Genomic DNA, 18,825 nt, shown 5'->3' with positions numbered 1-18,825 from the left:
TCTACAATACAACATGCAGTTCCCTACATACACTTTCTATTTTGGCAATTAATTCTTCATCTGTCAAGACCGTAACGCGTCCGTCCTCATACTGTTTATCAACCCATTCTTTCAGACGATGTACCAGTTCCGAATTTTTATCAACTTTCCGTTCTTCCAGAAGTTTAAAATACGCATTGATCCAATATGCGATCCCCGCTGTTCCGGATGTATTGGAAACCGACACCAGTGCGGGACGGTTTAAAAATTTATCCGTATCAAAAATATTGTATATTTCCTCATTTTTCAACATGCCGTCCGCGTGAATCCCCGCACGCGTCACATTAAAATTCTTACCTACGAAAGGCGTTCTTGAAGGTACAGTATATCCGATTTCTTTCTCATAATATTCTGCAAGCTCCGTGATCACAGTTGTATCCATACCATCCAAAGTTCCGCGAAACTGCGCATACTCAAATACCATTGCCTCAAGGGGAGTATTTCCGGTTCTTTCCCCGATACCAAACAATGAACAGTTTACACCGCACGCCCCGTAAAGCCACGCTGTCGTTGAATTATTCACCGCTTTATAAAAATCATTATGTCCGTGGAATTCGATCAGTTCACTTGGAACACCGGCATGAGTCATTAAGCCATATATGATTCCCGGAATCGATCTTGGAATTACAGCTCCCGGAAAATTCACTCCGTATCCCATCGTATCACAAACACGGATTTTTACCGGTATTTTATATTCATCCATCAATTTCATTAATTCCATACAAAACGGAATCACAAATCCGTAAATATCCGATCTCGTAATATCTTCCAGATGACATCGCGGACGAACTCCCGTCTCCATACACTCACGAACTACAGTAAGATAATGTTCAAGGGCCTCTTTTCTCGTCATTTTCAACTTATAAAAAATATGATAATCCGAACAGCTTACAAGAATCCCCGTCTCTTTTAATCCGATCTCCTTCACAAGCTCAAAATCTTTTTTGCTTGCTCTGATCCAACTCGTAATCTCCGGAAATTCATACCCTTTTTCCAGGCAGCGATAGACAGCATCTCTGTCTTTTTTACTGTATAAAAAGAATTCGCTCTGCCGTACTTTTCCTTTCGGGCCGCCGAGTCTGTGCAAATATTCATAAATCGAAACAATCTGTTCAGTCGTATATGGAGCTCTCGACTGCTGACCATCTCTGAATGTTGTGTCTGTGATCCATATTTCATCCGGCATATTATGAGGTACAATCCTGTCATTAAATGCAATCTTCGGAATCTCATCATAATGAAACAAATTACGAAATACATTCGGTGTATCCACATCAACAAGGGGATACATATGTTCTTCTAATTCAAGCAAGTTCGTATGCTTATTCAAAAATACTTTTCTGTTTTCCATCAAATTTCCTCCTATGATTGCATCTTTTTATATGTATACACGTATATATGTATGCTATACATACTCTTGCACCTCGTGCTCAGATATATGTATTCTTGTATAATTGTATACAAATATACAAAATATGTCAATCCTTCATTAAAGTATTTTATTATACAAAAGTAACAATTCTGCCTGCGCTATTCACGAACCCTTACTGTATAGCCGGACTGTTACATACAAAAAGAGAGCGCAAACAGTTCTGTCATTCACACTCTCTTTCTCAACGATATCTAATTTATTTTACTCTCTTCACAGTAAGAGTTCACTTATCTGATCACTCTTACTTTCAACACGCCTTCTACCGCTGCTAACTGCGCTTCCACATCTTCTGAAACTGTTCCATCCACATCAAGCATCGTATATGCGTATTCTTTACGGCTTTTATTTGTCATAACTTCAATATTCATATTCTTTTCAGCCAAAAGAGCGGTGAACTGTCCGATCATATTCGGAATATTTTTATGAAGGATTGTAATTCTCTCTCCTTCTCCTTTCGCTCCCATATCGCAATCCGGGAAGTTTACAGAATGTGTGATATTTCCATTCTCGAGAAAATCTTTCACCTCTGCCGCAGCCATTTTAGCACAGTTATCTTCCGACTCCTCTGTAGATGCACCAAGATGCGGAATCACGATCGCGCCTCTGACACCGACTATCTCTTTTGTCGGGAAGTCCGTTACGTAGCAGCGCACTTTCTCCGATACAAGCGCGTCTACGATGTCTTCCTGATTCACAAGAACATCTCTGGCAAAATTCAAAATAACAACGCCTTTTTTCATAAGACTGATAGCGTCTTTGTTGATCATACCTTTTGTATCTTCCAATGCAGGCACATGAACTGTAATATAATCACACTCTTTATAAATTTCATCTGCTGTTTTCGCGTGATGAATATTGCGCGACAATCTCCATGCCGAATCAACAGAAACATATGGATCATATCCATAAACTTCCATTCCAAGATGAACGGCTGCATTTGCCACAAGAACACCTATCGCGCCAAGACCTATAACGCCAAGTTTTTTCCCTTCAAGTTCTGTTCCTGCGAATACTTTTTTCTTTTTCTCTGTGATCTTTGCAATATCGCCATCCTCTTCGTATTCCTGAACCCAGTTGATTCCTCCGATAATATCTCTTGCTGCCAAAAGCATTCCCGCAATCACAAGTTCTTTTACGCCGTTTGCGTTTGCTCCCGGCGTATTGAATACAACAACCCCTTCTTCGGCACAGCGTTCAAGCGGTATATTATTCACACCTGCGCCCGCACGGGCGATCACTTTCAAGTTTTTATCAAACTCCATCTCGTGCATCTTTGCGCTTCGCACAAGAATAGCGTCTGCTCCTTTTGCAGTCTCCACATTCACATAATTTTCATCCAGCTGATCAAGTCCTACTGCCGAAATTGGATTTAAGCAATGATATTTATACATGATTATGCATTCTCCTCTTCAAATTTTTTCATAAATTCCACCAGAGCCACAACGCCTTCATACGGCATCGCATTGTAAATACTTGCGCGCATTCCGCCGACTGATCTGTGTCCTTTTAAGTTCTCAAGTCCTGCTTCTTTCGCTTCTTTTACAAATTTAGCATCAAGATCTGCATCTCCTGTTACAAACGGAACATTCATAAGGGAACGATCTTTTTTGACAACTGTTCCTTTAAACATTTTACTCTGATCAAGGAAATCATAAAGCACTTTCGCCTTTTTCTCATTTTTCTCTTTGATCGCAGCAAGTCCCCCCTGTGCTTTCAGCCATTTAAACACTTTTCCGCAAATATAAATTCCATATGCCGGAGGTGTATTATAAAGCGATTTTGCATCAGCATGTGTCTTATATGTAAGCATTGTCGGCGTTCCTTCAAGCACATCTTCTGTAATGAGATCTTCACGGATAATCGCAATTACAACACCTGCAGGTCCTATATTTTTCTGAACTCCGCCATAGATCATTCCATATTTTTCTACATCAACCGGCTCTGAAAGGAAACAGGACGACACATCAGCGATCAATGTTTTTCCCTTTGTGTTCGGAAGTTCTTTAAACTTCGTTCCGTAAATCGTATTGTTTTCACAAATGTATACATAATCCGCATCTTCCGAAACAGGCAGGTCGGAACAATCCGGAATATATGAGAAAGTCTGATCTTCCGAAGACGCAATCCGATTTACCTTCCCGTATTTTTCTGCCTCTTTCGCCGCTTTTTTCGCCCACTGTCCTGTAATAATATAATCAGCCACTCTGTTCTTCATAAAATTCATCGGGATCATAGCAAATTGCTGAGACGCTCCTCCCTGCATGAACAACACCTTATAATTATCCGGTATATTCATCAGATCTCTCAAATCCTGTTCTGCCGAATTAATGATCTCCTCAAACGCTTTCGACCTGTGGCTCATCTCCATAACTGACATTCCTGTTCCGTTGTAATCAAGCATTTCTGCGGCAGCCTCTTTCAATACCTCTTCCGGCAGCACGGCCGGTCCTGCTGAAAAGTTATATACTCTGCTCATTTTCCTTCCTCCTGTTTTTATTTTTAATTTATTTGTTTTTATAATTACACATATGCCCATGCAGACTTTTACATGTCATCTTCGTCAAACGCTTCACTGATTGCGGCCCCGGGCGCTACCATAGGCCACACTTTATCATCACTGTCTATCTGGCAGTCAATCACAACCGGACGATTCAATGTCAGCGCTTTAGAGAACGCCTCCTTAAATTCTTCCTGCGACACAGCCCGCATTCCTTCTGCTCCCATAGCTTCTGCAAGTTTCACAAAATCAACTGCATCTCTGAGCACGGTAGCCGAATACCTCTCATCATAAAAGAGATCCTGCCATTGACGAACCATCCCAAGCACATGATTATTCACTACAACTTGTATAATCGGAATATTGTGCCGGACTGCAGTCGCAATCTCATTCATATTCATTCGGAAACATCCGTCTCCCGCAATATTTACTACGATTTTATCCGGACATCCTGTCTTTGCGCCAAGCGCCGCTCCAAGACCATATCCCATCGTTCCAAGTCCGCCTGACGTAAGAAGGGTTCTCGGTTTTGTATATTTATAATACTGTGCAGCCCACATCTGATGCTGTCCCACTTCCGTAACAATGAGCGCTTCACCGTTTGTCTGACGATAGATCTCTTCTACAAGAAACGGTCCCGATAATACATTCGGATGATATTTCAGAGGATATTTTTCTTTATACCCTTGTATTTTTTCAAGCCATTCTGCATGATTCTGCTGTTTTAAACGCTTATTAAGCGTCTTTAAAACATCTTTTAGATCGCCGATGATTTCTTCCGTAATCAAAACGTTTTTATTAATTTCAACCGGATCGATATCTAACTGTATAATTTTTGCATTTTTTGCAAATTTTTCTGTATTCCCCGTCACACGATCACTGAACCTTGCCCCCATAACAACCAAGAGGTCACATTCACTTACTCCGAAATTGGACGCTTTCGTTCCATGCATGCCAAGCATACCTGTATACCGCGGATCTGTTCCCGGAAAAGCGCCTTTGCCCATAAGAGAATCCGTAACCGGAGCATCCAGCTTGTCAACAAACTCTTTTAATTCTTGACTCGCCCCTGAAAGAACCGCTCCGCCTCCGACGAAAACAAACGGTTTTTCTGCTTCTTCCAACATAGAAATCACCCGGTCAAACCGTTGTTCATCCATCCTCGGAGTTTTTCTCGAGGAATCTTCCTTTGTGCATTTTCCCAATTCTTCCGGAATATATTCCGTTACTTTAGCCGTAATATCTTTCGGTATATCGACAAGCACCGGCCCGGGACGTCCTGTCTTTGCAATCCGAAATGCCTTACGGATAGTATCCGCCAATTTTGTCACATCTTTTACAATAAAACTATATTTCGTAATCGGCATTGTAATTCCCGCTATATCTATTTCCTGAAAACTGTCTTTTCCAAGAAGTGATACCCCTACATTGCAGGTGATTGCCACAATAGGAATTGAATCCATATATGCCGTTGCAATTCCGGTAACAAGATTCGTCGCCCCCGGTCCGCTCGTAGCAAGGCAGACGCCGACTTTTCCCGTTGCTCTCGCATATCCGTCAGCCGCATGAGAAGCCCCTTGTTCATGGGAGGTAAGGATGTGCCTGATTTCATCCCGATGTTTGTACAATTCATCATATACATTGAGAATCGCACCGCCCGGATAGCCGAAAACCGTGTCTACTCCTTGTTCTTTCAAACATTCTATTACAATTTCTGCTCCATTTAACTGCATGCCATAACTCCTTTAAACATCCTGTATCTCTTATCCGCACAGCCTGTAACCGCGCTCTTATTTTTCTTTCGGTATTTCCAGAATCGCACCTCTGTTTCCGGATGTGACCATAGACGCATATCTTGCCAGATATCCGGTCTTTACTTTCGGTTCTCTCGGCTGCCATTTTTCTCTTCTCTTCTTCAGTTCTTCTTCTGAAACTGCCAGATTCAAAGATAAATTCGGAATATCAATCTGTATAATGTCTCCCTCTTCTACAAGAGCGATCGGTCCTCCCACCGCCGCTTCCGGAGAAACATGACCGATAGATGCGCCTCTTGACGCGCCGCTGAAACGTCCGTCTGTAATAAGCGCTACTTCCGAGCCGAGTCCGTATCCTGCAATCGCCGAAGTCGGATTGAGCATCTCCCGCATTCCCGGACCGCCTTTCGGTCCTTCATAACGGATCACGATCACATCCCCCGGATTGATCTTTCCTGTTTTGATTGCTTCCGTTGCCTCTTCATCACTTTCAAAAATACGGGCAGGACCTTCATGTACAAGCATCTCATCGCAGACAGCAGATCGTTTTACAACGCTTCCGTCAGGTGCAAGATTTCCTTTTAACACAGCCAATCCACCTGTTTCACTGTATGGATGATCGATCGGACGAATTACATCGGGATTTTTATTTTCGCATCCCGCAATGTTCTCCCCAACTGTCTTGCCGGTTACTGTCAGACAATCTGTATGAAGAAGTCCTTTTTTATTCAGCTCATTCATAACCGCATAGACTCCGCCTGCCTCATTAAGGTCTTCGATATATGTATGGCCTGCCGGAGCAAGATGACAAAGGTTCGGCGTCTTCTCACTGATTCCGTTCGCAAAATCAATCTCAAAATCCATTCCTATCTCATGTGCGATTGCCGGAAGATGAAGCATACTGTTTGTCGAACATCCAAGAGCCATATCGACTGTAAGAGCGTTCAAAATCGCATCTTCCGTCATAATATCTCTAGGTCGGATATTGTTTCTCACAAGCTCCATAATCTGCATTCCCGCATGTTTTGCAAGCTGAAGTCTCGCAGAATATACCGCGGGAATCGTTCCGTTTCCACGAAGTCCCATTCCCAATGCTTCTGTCAGACAATTCATGCTATTGGCTGTATACATTCCGGAACACGAACCGCACGTCGGACATGCTTTATTTTCAAATTCATAAATTTCTTCATCGTTCATTTTGCCTGCCGCATAAGATCCGACCGCTTCAAACATGCTTGACAAACTTGTCTTTTGCCCTTTTACATGTCCTGCAAGCATCGGTCCTCCGCTCACAAAGATCGTAGGTATATTGACACGCGCAGCAGCCATAAGAAGTCCCGGCACATTTTTATCACAGTTCGGAATCATAACAAGACCGTCAAACTGATGTGCCATTGCAAGCGCCTCTGTTGAATCTGCGATAAGATCTCTCGTAACAAGAGAATATTTCATGCCGATATGTCCCATCGCAATACCGTCGCAAACAGCAATAGCCGGAACCATAATCGGTGTTCCTCCTGCCATTGCAACTCCCATTTTTACCGCTTCTGTAATTTTATCAAGATTCATATGCCCGGGAACAATCTCATTATAAGAGCTTACAACTCCGATCAGCGGTCTGTCTAACTCCTCCTGCGTCATTCCAAGCGCATTAAATAAAGAACGGTGCGGCGCCTGCTGCACCCCTTTTTTCACTGTATCGCTTCTCATTATCCTATGCCTCTCTTTCACGTTTTATATATAAGAACAGATTCGTTCTCCCATCTCTTTTGTTCCGATCTGCGTCATTCCTTCTGACATAATATCAATCGTCCGGTATCCTTCCTCGAGTACTTTCTCTACCGCCGCCTCAATCGCATCTGCTTCTTGATCGAGATCAAACGAATATCTAAGCATCATCGCCGCCGATAAAATTGTAGCAATCGGATTTGCGATTCCTTTTCCCGCAATGTCGGGAGCCGAACCTCCGCTCGGTTCGTAAAGGCCGAACTTTGTATCGTTTAAACTTGCGCTTGCAAGCATTCCGATTGAGCCGGTCACCATACTCGCCTCATCAGATAAAATGTCACCAAACATATTTTCCGTTAATATTACATCAAATTGTGCCGGATCCTTCACAAGCTGCATAGCCGCATTATCCACTAACATATGTTCAAGCGTTACTTCCGGATATTCTTTCGCAACTTCTTCAACAATTTTTCTCCATAATCTTGAAGAATCCAATACATTCGCCTTATCAACGCTTGTCACTTTTTTCCGACGTTTCATCGCAATGTCAAATCCGCGCTTCGCAATTCGCCTTATCTCCGTTTCACTATATGTAAGCTCATCTCTTGCAACGAGAACTCCGTCTTCTTCTTCCGTACTTCTTTTTCCGAAATAGAGTCCGCCTGTCAGCTCCCGCATGATCATCATATCAAAACCTTGTTCTGCAATCTCCTCTTTGAGCGGGCAGGCTCCTTTTAATTCACTGTAAAGAACTGCCGGGCGCAGATTTGCAAAAAGGTTTAACCCCTTTCTAAGCTGTAAAAGCCCCGCCTCCGGACGTTTAGACGGTTCCAGACGATACCATGGCGATGTCTTTGCATCTCCTCCTATCGATCCCATCAATACGGCATCACTTTTTTTCGCCTGTTCCAATGTTTCTTCCGTAAGAGGCACTCCGTTTACATCAATGGATGCTCCTCCCATCAAAAGCTGAGTATATTCTATCTGATGCCCGTAAACTTCTGCCGTTTTATCGAGCACTTTCATCGCCTCATCTACAATCTCCGGACCGATTCCGTCGCCTTTGATCACACCGATGTTCATATCCATAATTTCCCGTCCCTCCAAACTAAAATGTTACTGTTTATAATACAGCATTTTTATACACGTTTCAAGTATTTGCGTCTAAAAATTAGAGTGTACTCTGTGATTTTTTCAAATTCACGCGCTAAAGTGATGAATTTGAAAAAATCAGGGAGAATTTTGAAAATATTTCAAAATTCTCCCTGATCTCATAATGCAAAATAATTGACTTAAAATCAATCTGCATTCGGTTTTTCAATCTGAGCAATCGCAGCTTTCTGCATCGGAATACGACAGTTTTTATTATTTCCGAACTCTACAATCACATCTTCATCTGTAATATCAATGATGACTCCGTAAAAACCGCTTGTCGTCAGAGCTGTGTCTCCGACCTCCATAGAAGCCAGCATCTGCTGGATACGTTTCTGTTCTTTTTTCTGTGGACGCATAAGCAAAAACCACATTACACCGATAACTACAAGCCAAAGAACAAGCATTGTTACCATTTCACCCATGATTATAATTTCCTCCTAACTTTCCTAACGCAATAAGACTACTATACACAACTTTCTTCCATACTTCAAGGATATTTTTCAAAATACTGAAGTAACTTGAAATAAACATAATTTTGAGAAGCTTATCCGGTTATTGCATCATACCTTCCAGTTTTCTCTTTTTATAAGCCTTATACTCTCCCGCTTCAATCGCTTCTCTGATTTCTTCCATCATCGTATTATAAAAATACAGGTTATGAAGAACGCAAAGACGCATCCCGAGCATTTCTTTTGCTTTTAACAGGTGACGGATATATGCTCTGCTATAACTTCTGCATGCCGGACATCCGCATCCTTCTTCGATTGGACGGTCATCTAACTCATACTTTGCATTGAATAAGTTCATTTTTCCATGATTTGTATAAACATGCCCGTGCCGCCCGTTTCTGCTCGGGTATACGCAGTCAAAAAAGTCCACTCCTCTGTCTACCGCCTCCAAAATATTCGCCGGAGTTCCCACTCCCATCAAATAGGTCGGCTTATTTTCAGGAAGATGAGGAACAACCGCCTCCAGAATACGGTACATATCTTCATGACTCTCTCCTACTGCAAGACCGCCTACCGCATAACCGTCCAAATCAAGCTCCGCGATCTGTCGTGCGTGCTCCACGCGGATATCTTCATAGATTCCGCCTTGATTAATACCAAAAAGCATCTGGTTATGATTAATCGTATCTTCCAAAGAATTCAGCCTGTTCATTTCCGCTTTACATCGTTTCAGCCATCTTGTCGTTCTCGCCACCGAATGGACCATATACTCTCTGTCCGCTACGCTTGAGGGACATTCGTCAAACGCCATCGCGATCGTAGACGCAAGATTAGACTGAATCTGCATACTTTCTTCCGGACCCATAAAGATTTTACGTCCGTCTATATGAGAGTGAAAATGAACTCCTTCTTCTTTAATCTTGCGCAATGATGCAAGTGAAAACACTTGAAATCCGCCTGAGTCCGTGAGAATCGGCTTATCCCAATTCATAAAGCGATGCAGACCGCCCATTTTTTTCACGATTTCATCCCCCGGTCTGACATGAAGGTGATATGTATTTGACAGTTCAACCTGCGTTTTAATCTGACGGAGATCATCTGTTGATACGGCTCCCTTAATTGCCGCCGCCGTTCCTACGTTCATAAAAACCGGCGTCTCGATCGTTCCGTGTACCGTATGGAACCTCCCTCTTTTTGCCATACCGTCTTTTTTTAGCAATTCGTACATGTATATAACCTCTGATTTTCTGTTTTTCAATAAATTCTAAGTCTTATCATTTACATTAATAATGAAGAACAACCGGCGTTCCCGCGCTAAGCATATTAAATAAAGCTCCCGCCTGATCTACCGGCATATTAACACAGCCGTGAGAACCATATGACTGATATCTCGAACCGCCGAATGCTGTCTGCCAGTCTGCATCATGAAAGCCATGTCCTTGATAAGTAAACGGCATCCAGTAGCGGACATACGTTTCGTAAATCGGTTTCCCTGTTTCCGGATCTTTTTCACCGATTAATTTTGAATCCGGTTCTGTATAAAGAATCGAATATACACCTGCCGGAGTCGCATGCTTCGCATCGGGAAGGCCTGTAACAACATCTGTCTCCAGTGCGATCGCCCCGTTTACAATATACCACATATGCTGTGCGGAAAGGTCCACCTCAAGGTACGTCGTTCCCCAGTCTTGTGCCGCATGAGATGCCGCTGTCTTTTCATATGCAGGTTCTCTTGTCACAACTTCTCCGTTTTTAATACTTGCGATCAAATTCTGCGTTTCTGCCTCTTCGTCGATCGACCAGCCGTAAGTACCTCCTGATACTTCCACTGTCTTTCCTGTCGGAGAAGTGATCGTTCTCGTTGTTCCGACTGTATCATAAGTTTTTCCGAAATCTCTCATCCATGCCCGGACAGCTTCTTCATTGAATGTTACATTCATATCAGCATCCGCCGAAACCCATGTCGAAATAAGAGCTTTGTCTACAACTACATTTTCTTTCATCGGATAGGTAATACTTGCCTGACAATATTTATTCATATCGTCACACGCTTTTTGAACTTCTTTTGATTCCGTTGTATATTTAGGTACTTTATAGCATTTTTCATTCAGAAGATTTAATTCCGGTTCAAAATTGGTAATATACTCTTTGATCTTTTTAGTCAAAATTTCCATATCTACCGCACTTCCATACACTTCCGGCTCTACTTTGAATGATTCACCGTCAAATTTAGGATATGCAGATACCGGTTCCGTCTGCTCTGCTTTCACTGCCTGAATCGACCCGATTGCTTTACTCAGTGCATCCTCATTATAATCAACGTTGATCGTCACTTCTGCGCTGGATTTTGAAAAAAGCGCTCGTATCCACAGAAGAGGATTCTGATTTTTCAATGCGTCTTTTACACTATCATCTTTTTTATACGTCATTGAAATTGCCTCTCCATTAATCTCGTCCGTCTTATTATCAGCTTCTATAATCTTCAAAGAATACCCTTCCACTTGGTCTTTCATATATGCTACGACATCCGATTCTGTTTTCCCCGAAAAGTCTTTTCCGTTAATTGTTGTATTAATATAGAAATGACTGATAAAAAACGCCGAAATACCAAGGTATATCACGAGCAGTCCGCCTATGATGCTTCCTCCAATGATCCACGCTTTTTTACTCCGCTTTCCTTTATTTTCTTTCATCTTTTTCTGCCGACGTCTTTTTCCCCTTCTTCGGAGCACTTTCTTTTTTTTCTTTTTTCCCTCTTCATCTTCATCTTCATACAGCTCATCGTCATCAATATCATCATCGTCAAAGCTGTCGTCCGCGCTGAAGTTGTCACTCTCCGAAAAATCTTCCTCATCTTCAAATTCTTCAAACACTTCTTCATCTAAAAGCCGTACGTCTTCTTGCCGGCGTAAGGATTTATTTTTCTTTTCACTCATCCGTTAATCATCTCTCTCCCTTTTTCAATATCACGGCAACATTATATTACGATTGTAAAAAAAAGTACAGTATATTGTTTTATTTTAAGAAAAATTAAGACCTTGCTTGTAACTGCTCCTTTCTTCCTATATAATGACTTTTGTAATTCTGCTTTTCGACAGAACTTTACATATAACAGAATAGGTAATTGCGAAACAAGTCCGCAATCCTGACTGAAAACAGGCGAAGGCTCCTGTCATGCAGGATTCTTGGGATAGGAAGTGAAAATCGTTCATTTCTTGGCACAACAAATAAACCTCATGGGCTTATGAAGTTGGTAAGTCCTATGCTATGAGTGGTTTTAAACTTCGTATGTATTGATGCTGGTGAATTTTATCAGCAACCATGACAGTTATTAACTGAGAAATTCCTGCAAGCAACAAATCTGCATGTAGTGTTTTCTCATTTTGGGTTTTACGACCGGCAATACAGAAACTGTCTTTAAAATGGTTGATTGATTTTTCAACGTTTACACGGATTTTATAGGTCTCATCCCATTCTACGGAACCACGTTCCACACCGGGATAGGCACGCAGATTCTTTTCGGGGTAAATGTAAATCATTCTTCCACAGGAAGATGTGGTACAGGGGTTCTCACAGCGGCAGACACGGCGTTTCGTTTTGGTTTCACGGTTGTATTCCCATTTCATTTTAGGGCATACAAACTTCATGCTGGGAAGTTTGCTTCTCAGATGAGATTTACTCCCTTCCCGTTTCATAGGAAGTGTGGAATCATGCGGACAGCAAGGAACACCATTTTCGTTGAAGGTGTAGCCATTTTCTTCCATTGATAGTTTTGTCCGGAGTGGAATAAATGCTTTTTCAAAGCCAAGATCATCCAAAAGGGCTTTGTAGATTTCAATGGTATCAAAAGCGGCATCGCCTAGAAAAGTTTTAGGGTTGATCAAAGGATGCTTCTGAAAGAAATCAATCAAAACAGGGAGCAGTGCCTTAGAGTCCGCAAGTGATTTATCTTCATCTGGTGAATCGGATTTCTTTTCAACAATGATATTAGGATGAGCATTTAGGAAATCTTTATTGTAGAAGGTAATATCGCGAACAATACCAAGACCATTAGTGACAATACCAAACTTATAGGCATAGCAGAAATGTCCGTTGATGTACATCTGTTGGATAGCTGGGTTAGCAGTAGCGTGTGCAGGCATTGAGCCGTAAGCAGCTTTGTAAGGATCAAAGTTTTTATCAAAGTTGTGAGCCTTTGCAAAGGCCTTTAACTGTTTTATGATACGGTTTGCGTATTTCGGATTATTTTCTGTTACCCATGCCTCAATTCCAGAAGTATCAAAGATACTCATGGAAGCAAGGTTAGAATCAATACGTTGGCAGATCGGTTCAGTGATATCAACTAAGTGATCGAACATCGATTGTAAGTCCATAAGAAAGTCCTGTTTAAAGCGGGTAAATTTTGAGGCATCAGGAACAACACGGAAGCCACAGAAATCCCGTAGTTCCTGAGAATATTTTAAAAATATAATCAGAAGAGTATCTGTCGGGATTGAGAAAATGCGCTGAATAAGGAGAGCCTTAATCATAGGATAAAGTGGATGCTTACGAGGTCTTCCTGTAGAAGCGTGAAAATGAGTAACAAAAGAAACAGGAACAATTTCATCAAGATTAATGGTTTGGTCAAGTAGAGAAAGAAACTGATATTTGTCATTATCGAATTTATTTTGGCAATCTTCAAAAACTTCTGCCAAAGCGAGCTGCTTATATGGTATCATATAGGTACATCTCCTTTCGGGTGGTTGGTTTATAGTTTCTAGGCAACTCTATTTTACCACAATCCGTTGAGGAGATGTTTTGTTTTATAAAAGTTAAAATGCCGTATTTATGCGGCTTGTGGCGTTTCGCAAACACCTAATATAACAGAATTTTGAAAGGAGATCATTTTATGAGTGGCTCAACTTTTGGTAAAATATTTCGCATCACGACTTGGGGAGAATCTCACGGATCCGGCATCGGCGTCGTGATCGACGGATGCCCTTCCGGAATTTCTCTAAATGAAGAAGATATTCAGATATTTCTTGACCGCCGAAAACCCGGTCAGAGTAAATTTACAACGAGACGCAGCGAGGAAGATACTGTCGAGATTCTCTCGGGAATCTTTGAAGGCAAAACGACCGGAACACCGATTTCTCTTCTCGTACGTAATAAAGACCAACGTTCCCGAGATTATGGAAACATTGTTTCTATGTTTCGTCCGGGGCATGCGGATTATCCTTTTACGGAAAAATACGGCATCCGCGATTACAGAGGAGGCGGGCGTTCTTCCGGTCGGGAAACAATCGGCCGTGTCGCAGCAGGCGCGATTGCCTCTAAAATCTTAAACGAACTCGGAATTTCTCTTTGTGCTTACACGAAGGCAATCGGTCCTTACGTAATAAATGAAACAGAATATAACTACTCCGAGATCAGCCAGAACAGTCTTTATATGCCAAACAACAATATCGCCGAGCAGGCTGGACAGTACATTACTTCTTTAATGAAAGAAACTAATTCCTGCGGCGGAGTTATCGAATGTATTGCAGACGGACTGCCTGTCGGCTTAGGAGAACCGGTCTTTGACAAGCTGGACGCGCTTCTCGCACAAGCTGTCATGTCGATCGGCGCTGTTAAAGGCGTAGAAATCGGAGATGGGTTTCAGGCAGCCTCTTCTGTCGGCTCAAAAAATAACGATCCTTTCTATGTTGAAAATGGAGAAGTACATAAGAAGACAAATCATTCCGGAGGTACGCTTGGAGGCATGAGCGACGGCTCCCGACTGATCGTCCGGGCAGCAGTAAAACCGACATCCTCTATCGCAATACCGCAGGAGACGATAAATACAGCGCATGAGAATACCGAAATCGTCATCCACGGAAGACACGACCCTGTAATCGTTCCCCGCGCAGTCGTTGTTGTAGAAGCTATGACCGCGATCACGCTTACCGATCTTCTTCTGCAGAATATGACAGCGAAGATGGATCATTTAAAACAAATCTATACAAAAGAAATTTAGGAGGCCGCTATGTCTAACCGATTGATCGATATTGTCGATATTACAAAATCTTATGGGGATTCTGTCATTTTAGACCAACTGAATCTTTATATACGGGAAAACGAATTTTTGACTTTGCTCGGACCAAGTGGGTGCGGGAAAACAACACTGCTGAGAATTTTAGGTGGTTTTGAAACACCTGATTCCGGAAAGATCATTTTTGATGGAAAAAATATTAATGACATTCCGCCAAACCGCCGGCAGCTAAACACCGTTTTCCAAAAATATGCTCTTTTTTCCCACATGACAATCGCTGACAACATTGCGTTCGGCTTAAAGATCAAAGGGAAATCAAAAGCTTACATTAAAGATAAAATCCGCTATGCTTTAAAACTTGTCAATTTGGAAGGTTTTGAAGACCGGTCACCGGACTCATTAAGCGGCGGACAACAACAGCGTATAGCCATTGCGCGGGCGATCGTAAATGAACCCAAAGTGCTCCTTTTAGACGAACCGCTCGGAGCTCTTGATCTGAAGCTTCGCCAAGATATGCAGTACGAACTGATCCGTCTGAAAAACGAACTCGGCATCACCTTTGTTTACGTTACTCACGATCAGGAAGAAGCGCTTACAATGTCTGATACGATCGTTGTTATGAATCAAGGCTATATCCAACAGATCGGTACGCCGGAGGACATTTACAATGAACCGCAAAATGCTTTTGTCGCAGATTTTATCGGTGACAGTAATATTCTGCCTGCTACGATGGTAGAAGATAAAGTCGTAAAGATACTCGGAGCTGTCTGGAACTGTGTAGACGTCGGATTTGGTCATAATAAACCGGTAGATGCTGTAATCCGACCTGAGGACATTGATCTTGTTGCTCCTGGAGAAGGAGTTATCAACGGAGTTGTCACAAATCTGATCTTCAAAGGGGTTCACTATGAAATGGAAGTTCTCGCAAACAATTATGAGCTTCTTGTTCATAGCACCGATATGTTCCCGGTTGGAACAGAAGTCGGAGTAAAAGTCGATCCTTTTGATATCCAGATCATGAAAAAACCGGAATCCGAAGATGAGGAGGCTGTTCCGATTGAAGAATAGAAAAATACTCGCAGGTCCATATTTATTCTGGGCAATGTCTTTTATCATTATTCCTCTGCTCATGATCTTGTACTATGGACTCACAGACAAAAACGGGAGTTTTACTCTGAATAATCTTTCCCAGATGACAACTCCCGAAAATTTAAAAGCGCTCGGACTGGCTCTTTTACTGTCGTTTATCAGCACTTTAATCTGCTTAGTCCTCGCCTATCCACTGGCTATGATTCTTGCCGAGAAAAATATGAATCAGACAAGTTTTATCGTACTGATATTCATTCTTCCGATGTGGATGAATTTTCTTCTTCGGACATTAGCGTGGCAGACACTTTTGGAAAAAAACGGAGTCATTAACAGCATACTTAATTTCCTCCATCTTCCGGAGCAGTCGATCATCAATACTCCATCTGCCATTGTTCTCGGAATGGTATACAATTTTCTTCCTTTTATGGTACTTCCGATCTACAATGTGCTGTCTAAGATTGATAAAGATGTTATCCACGCTGCCAGAGATCTCGGTGCGAACACTGCGCAGACATTTTTTAAGATCATAATGCCGCTTAGTATTCCCGGAATCATCAGCGGCATCACAATGGTATTTGTACCGTCTCTTACGACATTTGTAATATCTGATCTTCTCGGAGGAAGCAAGATCCTTCTGATCGGAAATGTTATAGAGCAGGAATTTAAACAAGGAAGCAACTGGAATGTCGGTTCCGGGCTTTCTCTTGTTTTGATGTTGTTCATCATTGCAAGCATGGCTCTGATTGCCAAATACGATAAAAACGGGGAGGGAAATACATTTTGATCAAATCAACCGCAAAAAAAATCTACCTTTTCCTGATCTTTGTATTGTTATACGCTCCCATTATCACTTTGATGGTTCTTTCTTTTAACAATACAAAAACACGTTCCAAATGGAACGGTTTTACAGGAAAATGGTATTTACAGCTTTTTCAAAACAAAGACATCATGAATGCGCTTTATACAACACTTATCATCGCCTTTCTTTCCGCTCTGATCGCAACTTTGATCGGAACTGCCGCCGCCCTCGGCATCCAGGCAATGCGTACAAAAGCACGTACATTACTTCTCGGAGTCACAAATATTCCGATGCTCAACGCCGATATTGTAACAGGAATTTCTCTCATGCTCCTTTTCATTGCATGTCGGTTTACACTTGGATTTTCCACAATATTGCTAGCACATATTACATTTAATATCCCCTATGTTATCCTAAGTGTCATGCCTAAATTAAAACAGACGAGCAAACGCACTTATGAAGCGGCGCTTGACCTCGGCGCATCTCCTTCTTATGCGTTCAGAAAGGTCGTTCTGCCGGATATCATGCCCGGAATTTTTTCAGGATTTCTGCTGGCATTTACTATGTCGCTGGATGATTTTGTAATCACCCACTTCACAAAAGGACCCGGAATAGATACACTGTCTACAAAAATATACAGTGAAGTCAGAAAGGGAATCAAACCGGAAATGTACGCACTGTCCACAATCATGTTTCTGACGGTTCTCATTCTGCTTTTTCTTGTCAATATGACCCCAGACGATCCGAAGGTCAAAAAAGCTGCCGTTCATGCGCCTGCCGGAAAATTCCGCAAATTCAGCAGATTTTTCTTTCATCGTTTCGCTCCTGCCGCAATCATGCTTGTCATCGTTATCGGCGGGTTCGTATATGGTTCTTCCTCCGGAAATATGTCCGGCGAAAAAGTCATTGTATACAACTGGGGAGACTATATTGATCCTGAAATTATTACGATGTTTGAAGACGAGACCGGAATCGACGTTGTATATGAAGAATATGAAACAAATGAAATCATGTACCCGAAAGTGCAGTCCGGCGCGATTGCTTATGACGTCGTCTGTCCTTCTGACTATATGGTGCAAAGAATGATCGAAAACGATCTGCTTGCCGAGATTAATTATGAAAATGTACCGAATTTAAAATATATTGATGATATTTATATGGAAATGTCAAAACAATATGACCCGGAAAACAAATACTCCGTTCCGTATCTTTGGGGAACGGTCGGAATACTTTATAACAAGAAAATGGTGGACGAACCTGTAGACAGCTGGAATATTTTATGGGATGAAAAGTATACGGACAGCATCCTCATGCAAGACAGTGTAAGAGACGCTTTTGCCGTTGCTTTAAAATCACTCGGATATTCTTTGAACTCAACAGATCTTGATGAATTAGAAGCCGCCAAAAAGCTTCTCATCAAACAAAAACCTCTTGTTCAGGCCTATGTCATCGATCAGGTTCGGGATAAAATGATCGGAAACGAAGCTGCACTCGGCGTTATTTATTCGGGAGAAGCACTTTATTGCCAAAAGGAAAATCCCGATCTGGAGTATGTGATTCCGAAAGAGGGATCGAACTTGTGGATTGACGCTCTCGTCATTCCGAAAAATGCACAAAACAAAAAGAACGCAGAGGCGTTTATCAACTACCTCTGCCGTCCTGATATTGCAAAAATGAATTTTGATTATATTACATATTCTATTCCCAACTCAGCAGGAAGAGAACTGATTGAAGACGAATCAATGCGCGAAAGCAACATTGCATTCCCCGATATCTCCCAACTTAAAAATTGCGAGACGTTTAATTTCCTCGGAGACGAAAACGAAATCATCTATAATCAACTGTGGCGGGAAATAAAATCAAAATGATCCGC

The 18,825-nt window shown here is 42.0% G+C and carries 13 protein-coding genes and 1 pseudogene; 4 read left to right on the top strand and 10 right to left on the bottom strand.

Annotated features, from left to right (window positions below):
- Position 1: 1 nt before the first annotated feature.
- From ACH9UM_RS03675 to ACH9UM_RS03630, 10 genes and pseudogenes are all read right to left on the bottom strand, one after another.
- Positions 2-1,390 (bottom strand): 2-isopropylmalate synthase, encoded by a 1,389-nt coding sequence (locus ACH9UM_RS03675; RefSeq protein ID WP_400091988.1) that lies wholly within the window; start codon positions 1,388-1,390, stop codon positions 2-4.
- 308 nt (positions 1,391-1,698) lie between these two features.
- Entirely contained in the window at positions 1,699-2,862 is a 1,164-nt protein-coding gene (locus ACH9UM_RS03670) for a phosphoglycerate dehydrogenase (RefSeq protein ID WP_004846214.1), read from the bottom strand.
- Between the two features lie 2 nt (positions 2,863-2,864).
- A complete protein-coding gene (gene serC / locus ACH9UM_RS03665) occupies positions 2,865-3,947 on the bottom strand; it encodes a 3-phosphoserine/phosphohydroxythreonine transaminase (protein ID WP_009242596.1) in 1,083 nt (360 codons plus the stop codon).
- Between the two features lie 68 nt (positions 3,948-4,015).
- A complete protein-coding gene (gene ilvB / locus ACH9UM_RS03660) occupies positions 4,016-5,701 on the bottom strand; it encodes a biosynthetic-type acetolactate synthase large subunit (protein WP_004846216.1) in 1,686 nt (561 codons plus the stop codon).
- Between the two features lie 57 nt (positions 5,702-5,758).
- Positions 5,759-7,432 carry a dihydroxy-acid dehydratase gene (gene ilvD / locus ACH9UM_RS03655; RefSeq protein WP_004846218.1) on the bottom strand — a complete coding sequence of 558 codons (1,674 nt, stop codon included), beginning with the start codon at positions 7,430-7,432 and terminating at the stop codon, positions 5,759-5,761.
- A gap of 24 nt (positions 7,433-7,456) precedes the next feature.
- Positions 7,457-8,539 carry a 3-isopropylmalate dehydrogenase gene (leuB, locus tag ACH9UM_RS03650; protein WP_004846219.1) on the bottom strand — a complete coding sequence of 361 codons (1,083 nt, stop codon included), beginning with the start codon at positions 8,537-8,539 and terminating at the stop codon, positions 7,457-7,459.
- 209 nt (positions 8,540-8,748) lie between these two features.
- On the bottom strand, positions 8,749-9,027 hold the full coding sequence (gene yajC, locus ACH9UM_RS03645) for a preprotein translocase subunit YajC (RefSeq protein WP_004846220.1): 279 nt from the start codon (positions 9,025-9,027) through the stop codon (positions 8,749-8,751).
- A 130-nt stretch (positions 9,028-9,157) separates the two neighbouring features.
- Positions 9,158-10,282 (bottom strand): tRNA guanosine(34) transglycosylase Tgt, encoded by a 1,125-nt coding sequence (tgt, locus tag ACH9UM_RS03640; protein WP_004846221.1) that lies wholly within the window; start codon positions 10,280-10,282, stop codon positions 9,158-9,160.
- A 55-nt stretch (positions 10,283-10,337) separates the two neighbouring features.
- Positions 10,338-11,747, bottom strand: coding sequence for a peptidoglycan binding domain-containing protein (locus ACH9UM_RS03635; RefSeq protein WP_004846222.1), 1,410 nt, complete (start codon positions 11,745-11,747; stop codon positions 10,338-10,340).
- Positions 11,748-12,385: 638 nt separating this feature from the next.
- Positions 12,386-13,772 (bottom strand): annotated as a pseudogene (locus ACH9UM_RS03630) (transposase).
- Positions 13,773-13,942: 170 nt separating this feature from the next.
- On the opposite strand from ACH9UM_RS03630, the gene aroC reads away from it, so the two are divergent.
- The 4 genes from aroC to ACH9UM_RS03610 are packed head-to-tail and all read left to right on the top strand — an operon-like array spanning position 13,943 to position 18,820.
- Entirely contained in the window at positions 13,943-15,049 is a 1,107-nt protein-coding gene (gene aroC / locus ACH9UM_RS03625) for a chorismate synthase (protein ID WP_004846224.1), read from the top strand.
- Positions 15,050-15,058: 9 nt separating this feature from the next.
- Positions 15,059-16,132: an ABC transporter ATP-binding protein gene (locus ACH9UM_RS03620; protein ID WP_004846225.1), complete on the top strand. Its 1,074-nt coding sequence runs from the start codon at positions 15,059-15,061 to the stop codon at positions 16,130-16,132.
- The gene (locus ACH9UM_RS03615; protein ID WP_009242594.1) at positions 16,122-16,937 is read left to right on the top strand and encodes an ABC transporter permease; all 816 of its coding nucleotides are present in this window, start codon (positions 16,122-16,124) and stop codon (positions 16,935-16,937) included. Before ACH9UM_RS03620 ends, ACH9UM_RS03615 begins: the two co-directional genes overlap by 11 nt.
- Entirely contained in the window at positions 16,934-18,820 is a 1,887-nt protein-coding gene (locus ACH9UM_RS03610; protein WP_009242593.1) for an extracellular solute-binding protein, read from the top strand. Before ACH9UM_RS03615 ends, ACH9UM_RS03610 begins: the two co-directional genes overlap by 4 nt.
- Positions 18,821-18,825: the final 5 nt, after the last annotated feature.

Source organism: Mediterraneibacter torques (assembly GCF_044591705.1).
Taxonomy (GTDB): domain Bacteria; phylum Bacillota; class Clostridia; order Lachnospirales; family Lachnospiraceae; genus Mediterraneibacter; species Mediterraneibacter torques.
This window is presented reverse-complemented; position numbering and strand designations above follow the sequence as displayed.

What these genes read in the sequence shown, in the direction of transcription:
- ACH9UM_RS03675 (WP_400091988.1), bottom strand. Translation starts at nt 1,390, where the DNA reads ATGGAAAACAGAAAAGTATTTTTGAATAAGCATACGAACTTGCTTGAA.
- ACH9UM_RS03670 (WP_004846214.1), bottom strand. Translation starts at nt 2,862, where the DNA reads ATGTATAAATATCATTGCTTAAATCCAATTTCGGCAGTAGGACTTGAT.
- serC (WP_009242596.1), bottom strand. Translation starts at nt 3,947, where the DNA reads ATGAGCAGAGTATATAACTTTTCAGCAGGACCGGCCGTGCTGCCGGAA.
- ilvB (WP_004846216.1), bottom strand. Translation starts at nt 5,701, where the DNA reads ATGCAGTTAAATGGAGCAGAAATTGTAATAGAATGTTTGAAAGAACAA.
- ilvD (WP_004846218.1), bottom strand. Translation starts at nt 7,432, where the DNA reads ATGAGAAGCGATACAGTGAAAAAAGGGGTGCAGCAGGCGCCGCACCGT.
- leuB (WP_004846219.1), bottom strand. Translation starts at nt 8,539, where the DNA reads ATGGATATGAACATCGGTGTGATCAAAGGCGACGGAATCGGTCCGGAG.
- yajC (WP_004846220.1), bottom strand. Translation starts at nt 9,027, where the DNA reads ATGGGTGAAATGGTAACAATGCTTGTTCTTTGGCTTGTAGTTATCGGT.
- tgt (WP_004846221.1), bottom strand. Translation starts at nt 10,282, where the DNA reads ATGTACGAATTGCTAAAAAAAGACGGTATGGCAAAAAGAGGGAGGTTC.
- ACH9UM_RS03635 (WP_004846222.1), bottom strand. Translation starts at nt 11,747, where the DNA reads ATGAAAGAAAATAAAGGAAAGCGGAGTAAAAAAGCGTGGATCATTGGA.
- aroC (WP_004846224.1), top strand. Translation starts at nt 13,943, where the DNA reads ATGAGTGGCTCAACTTTTGGTAAAATATTTCGCATCACGACTTGGGGA.
- ACH9UM_RS03620 (WP_004846225.1), top strand. Translation starts at nt 15,059, where the DNA reads ATGTCTAACCGATTGATCGATATTGTCGATATTACAAAATCTTATGGG.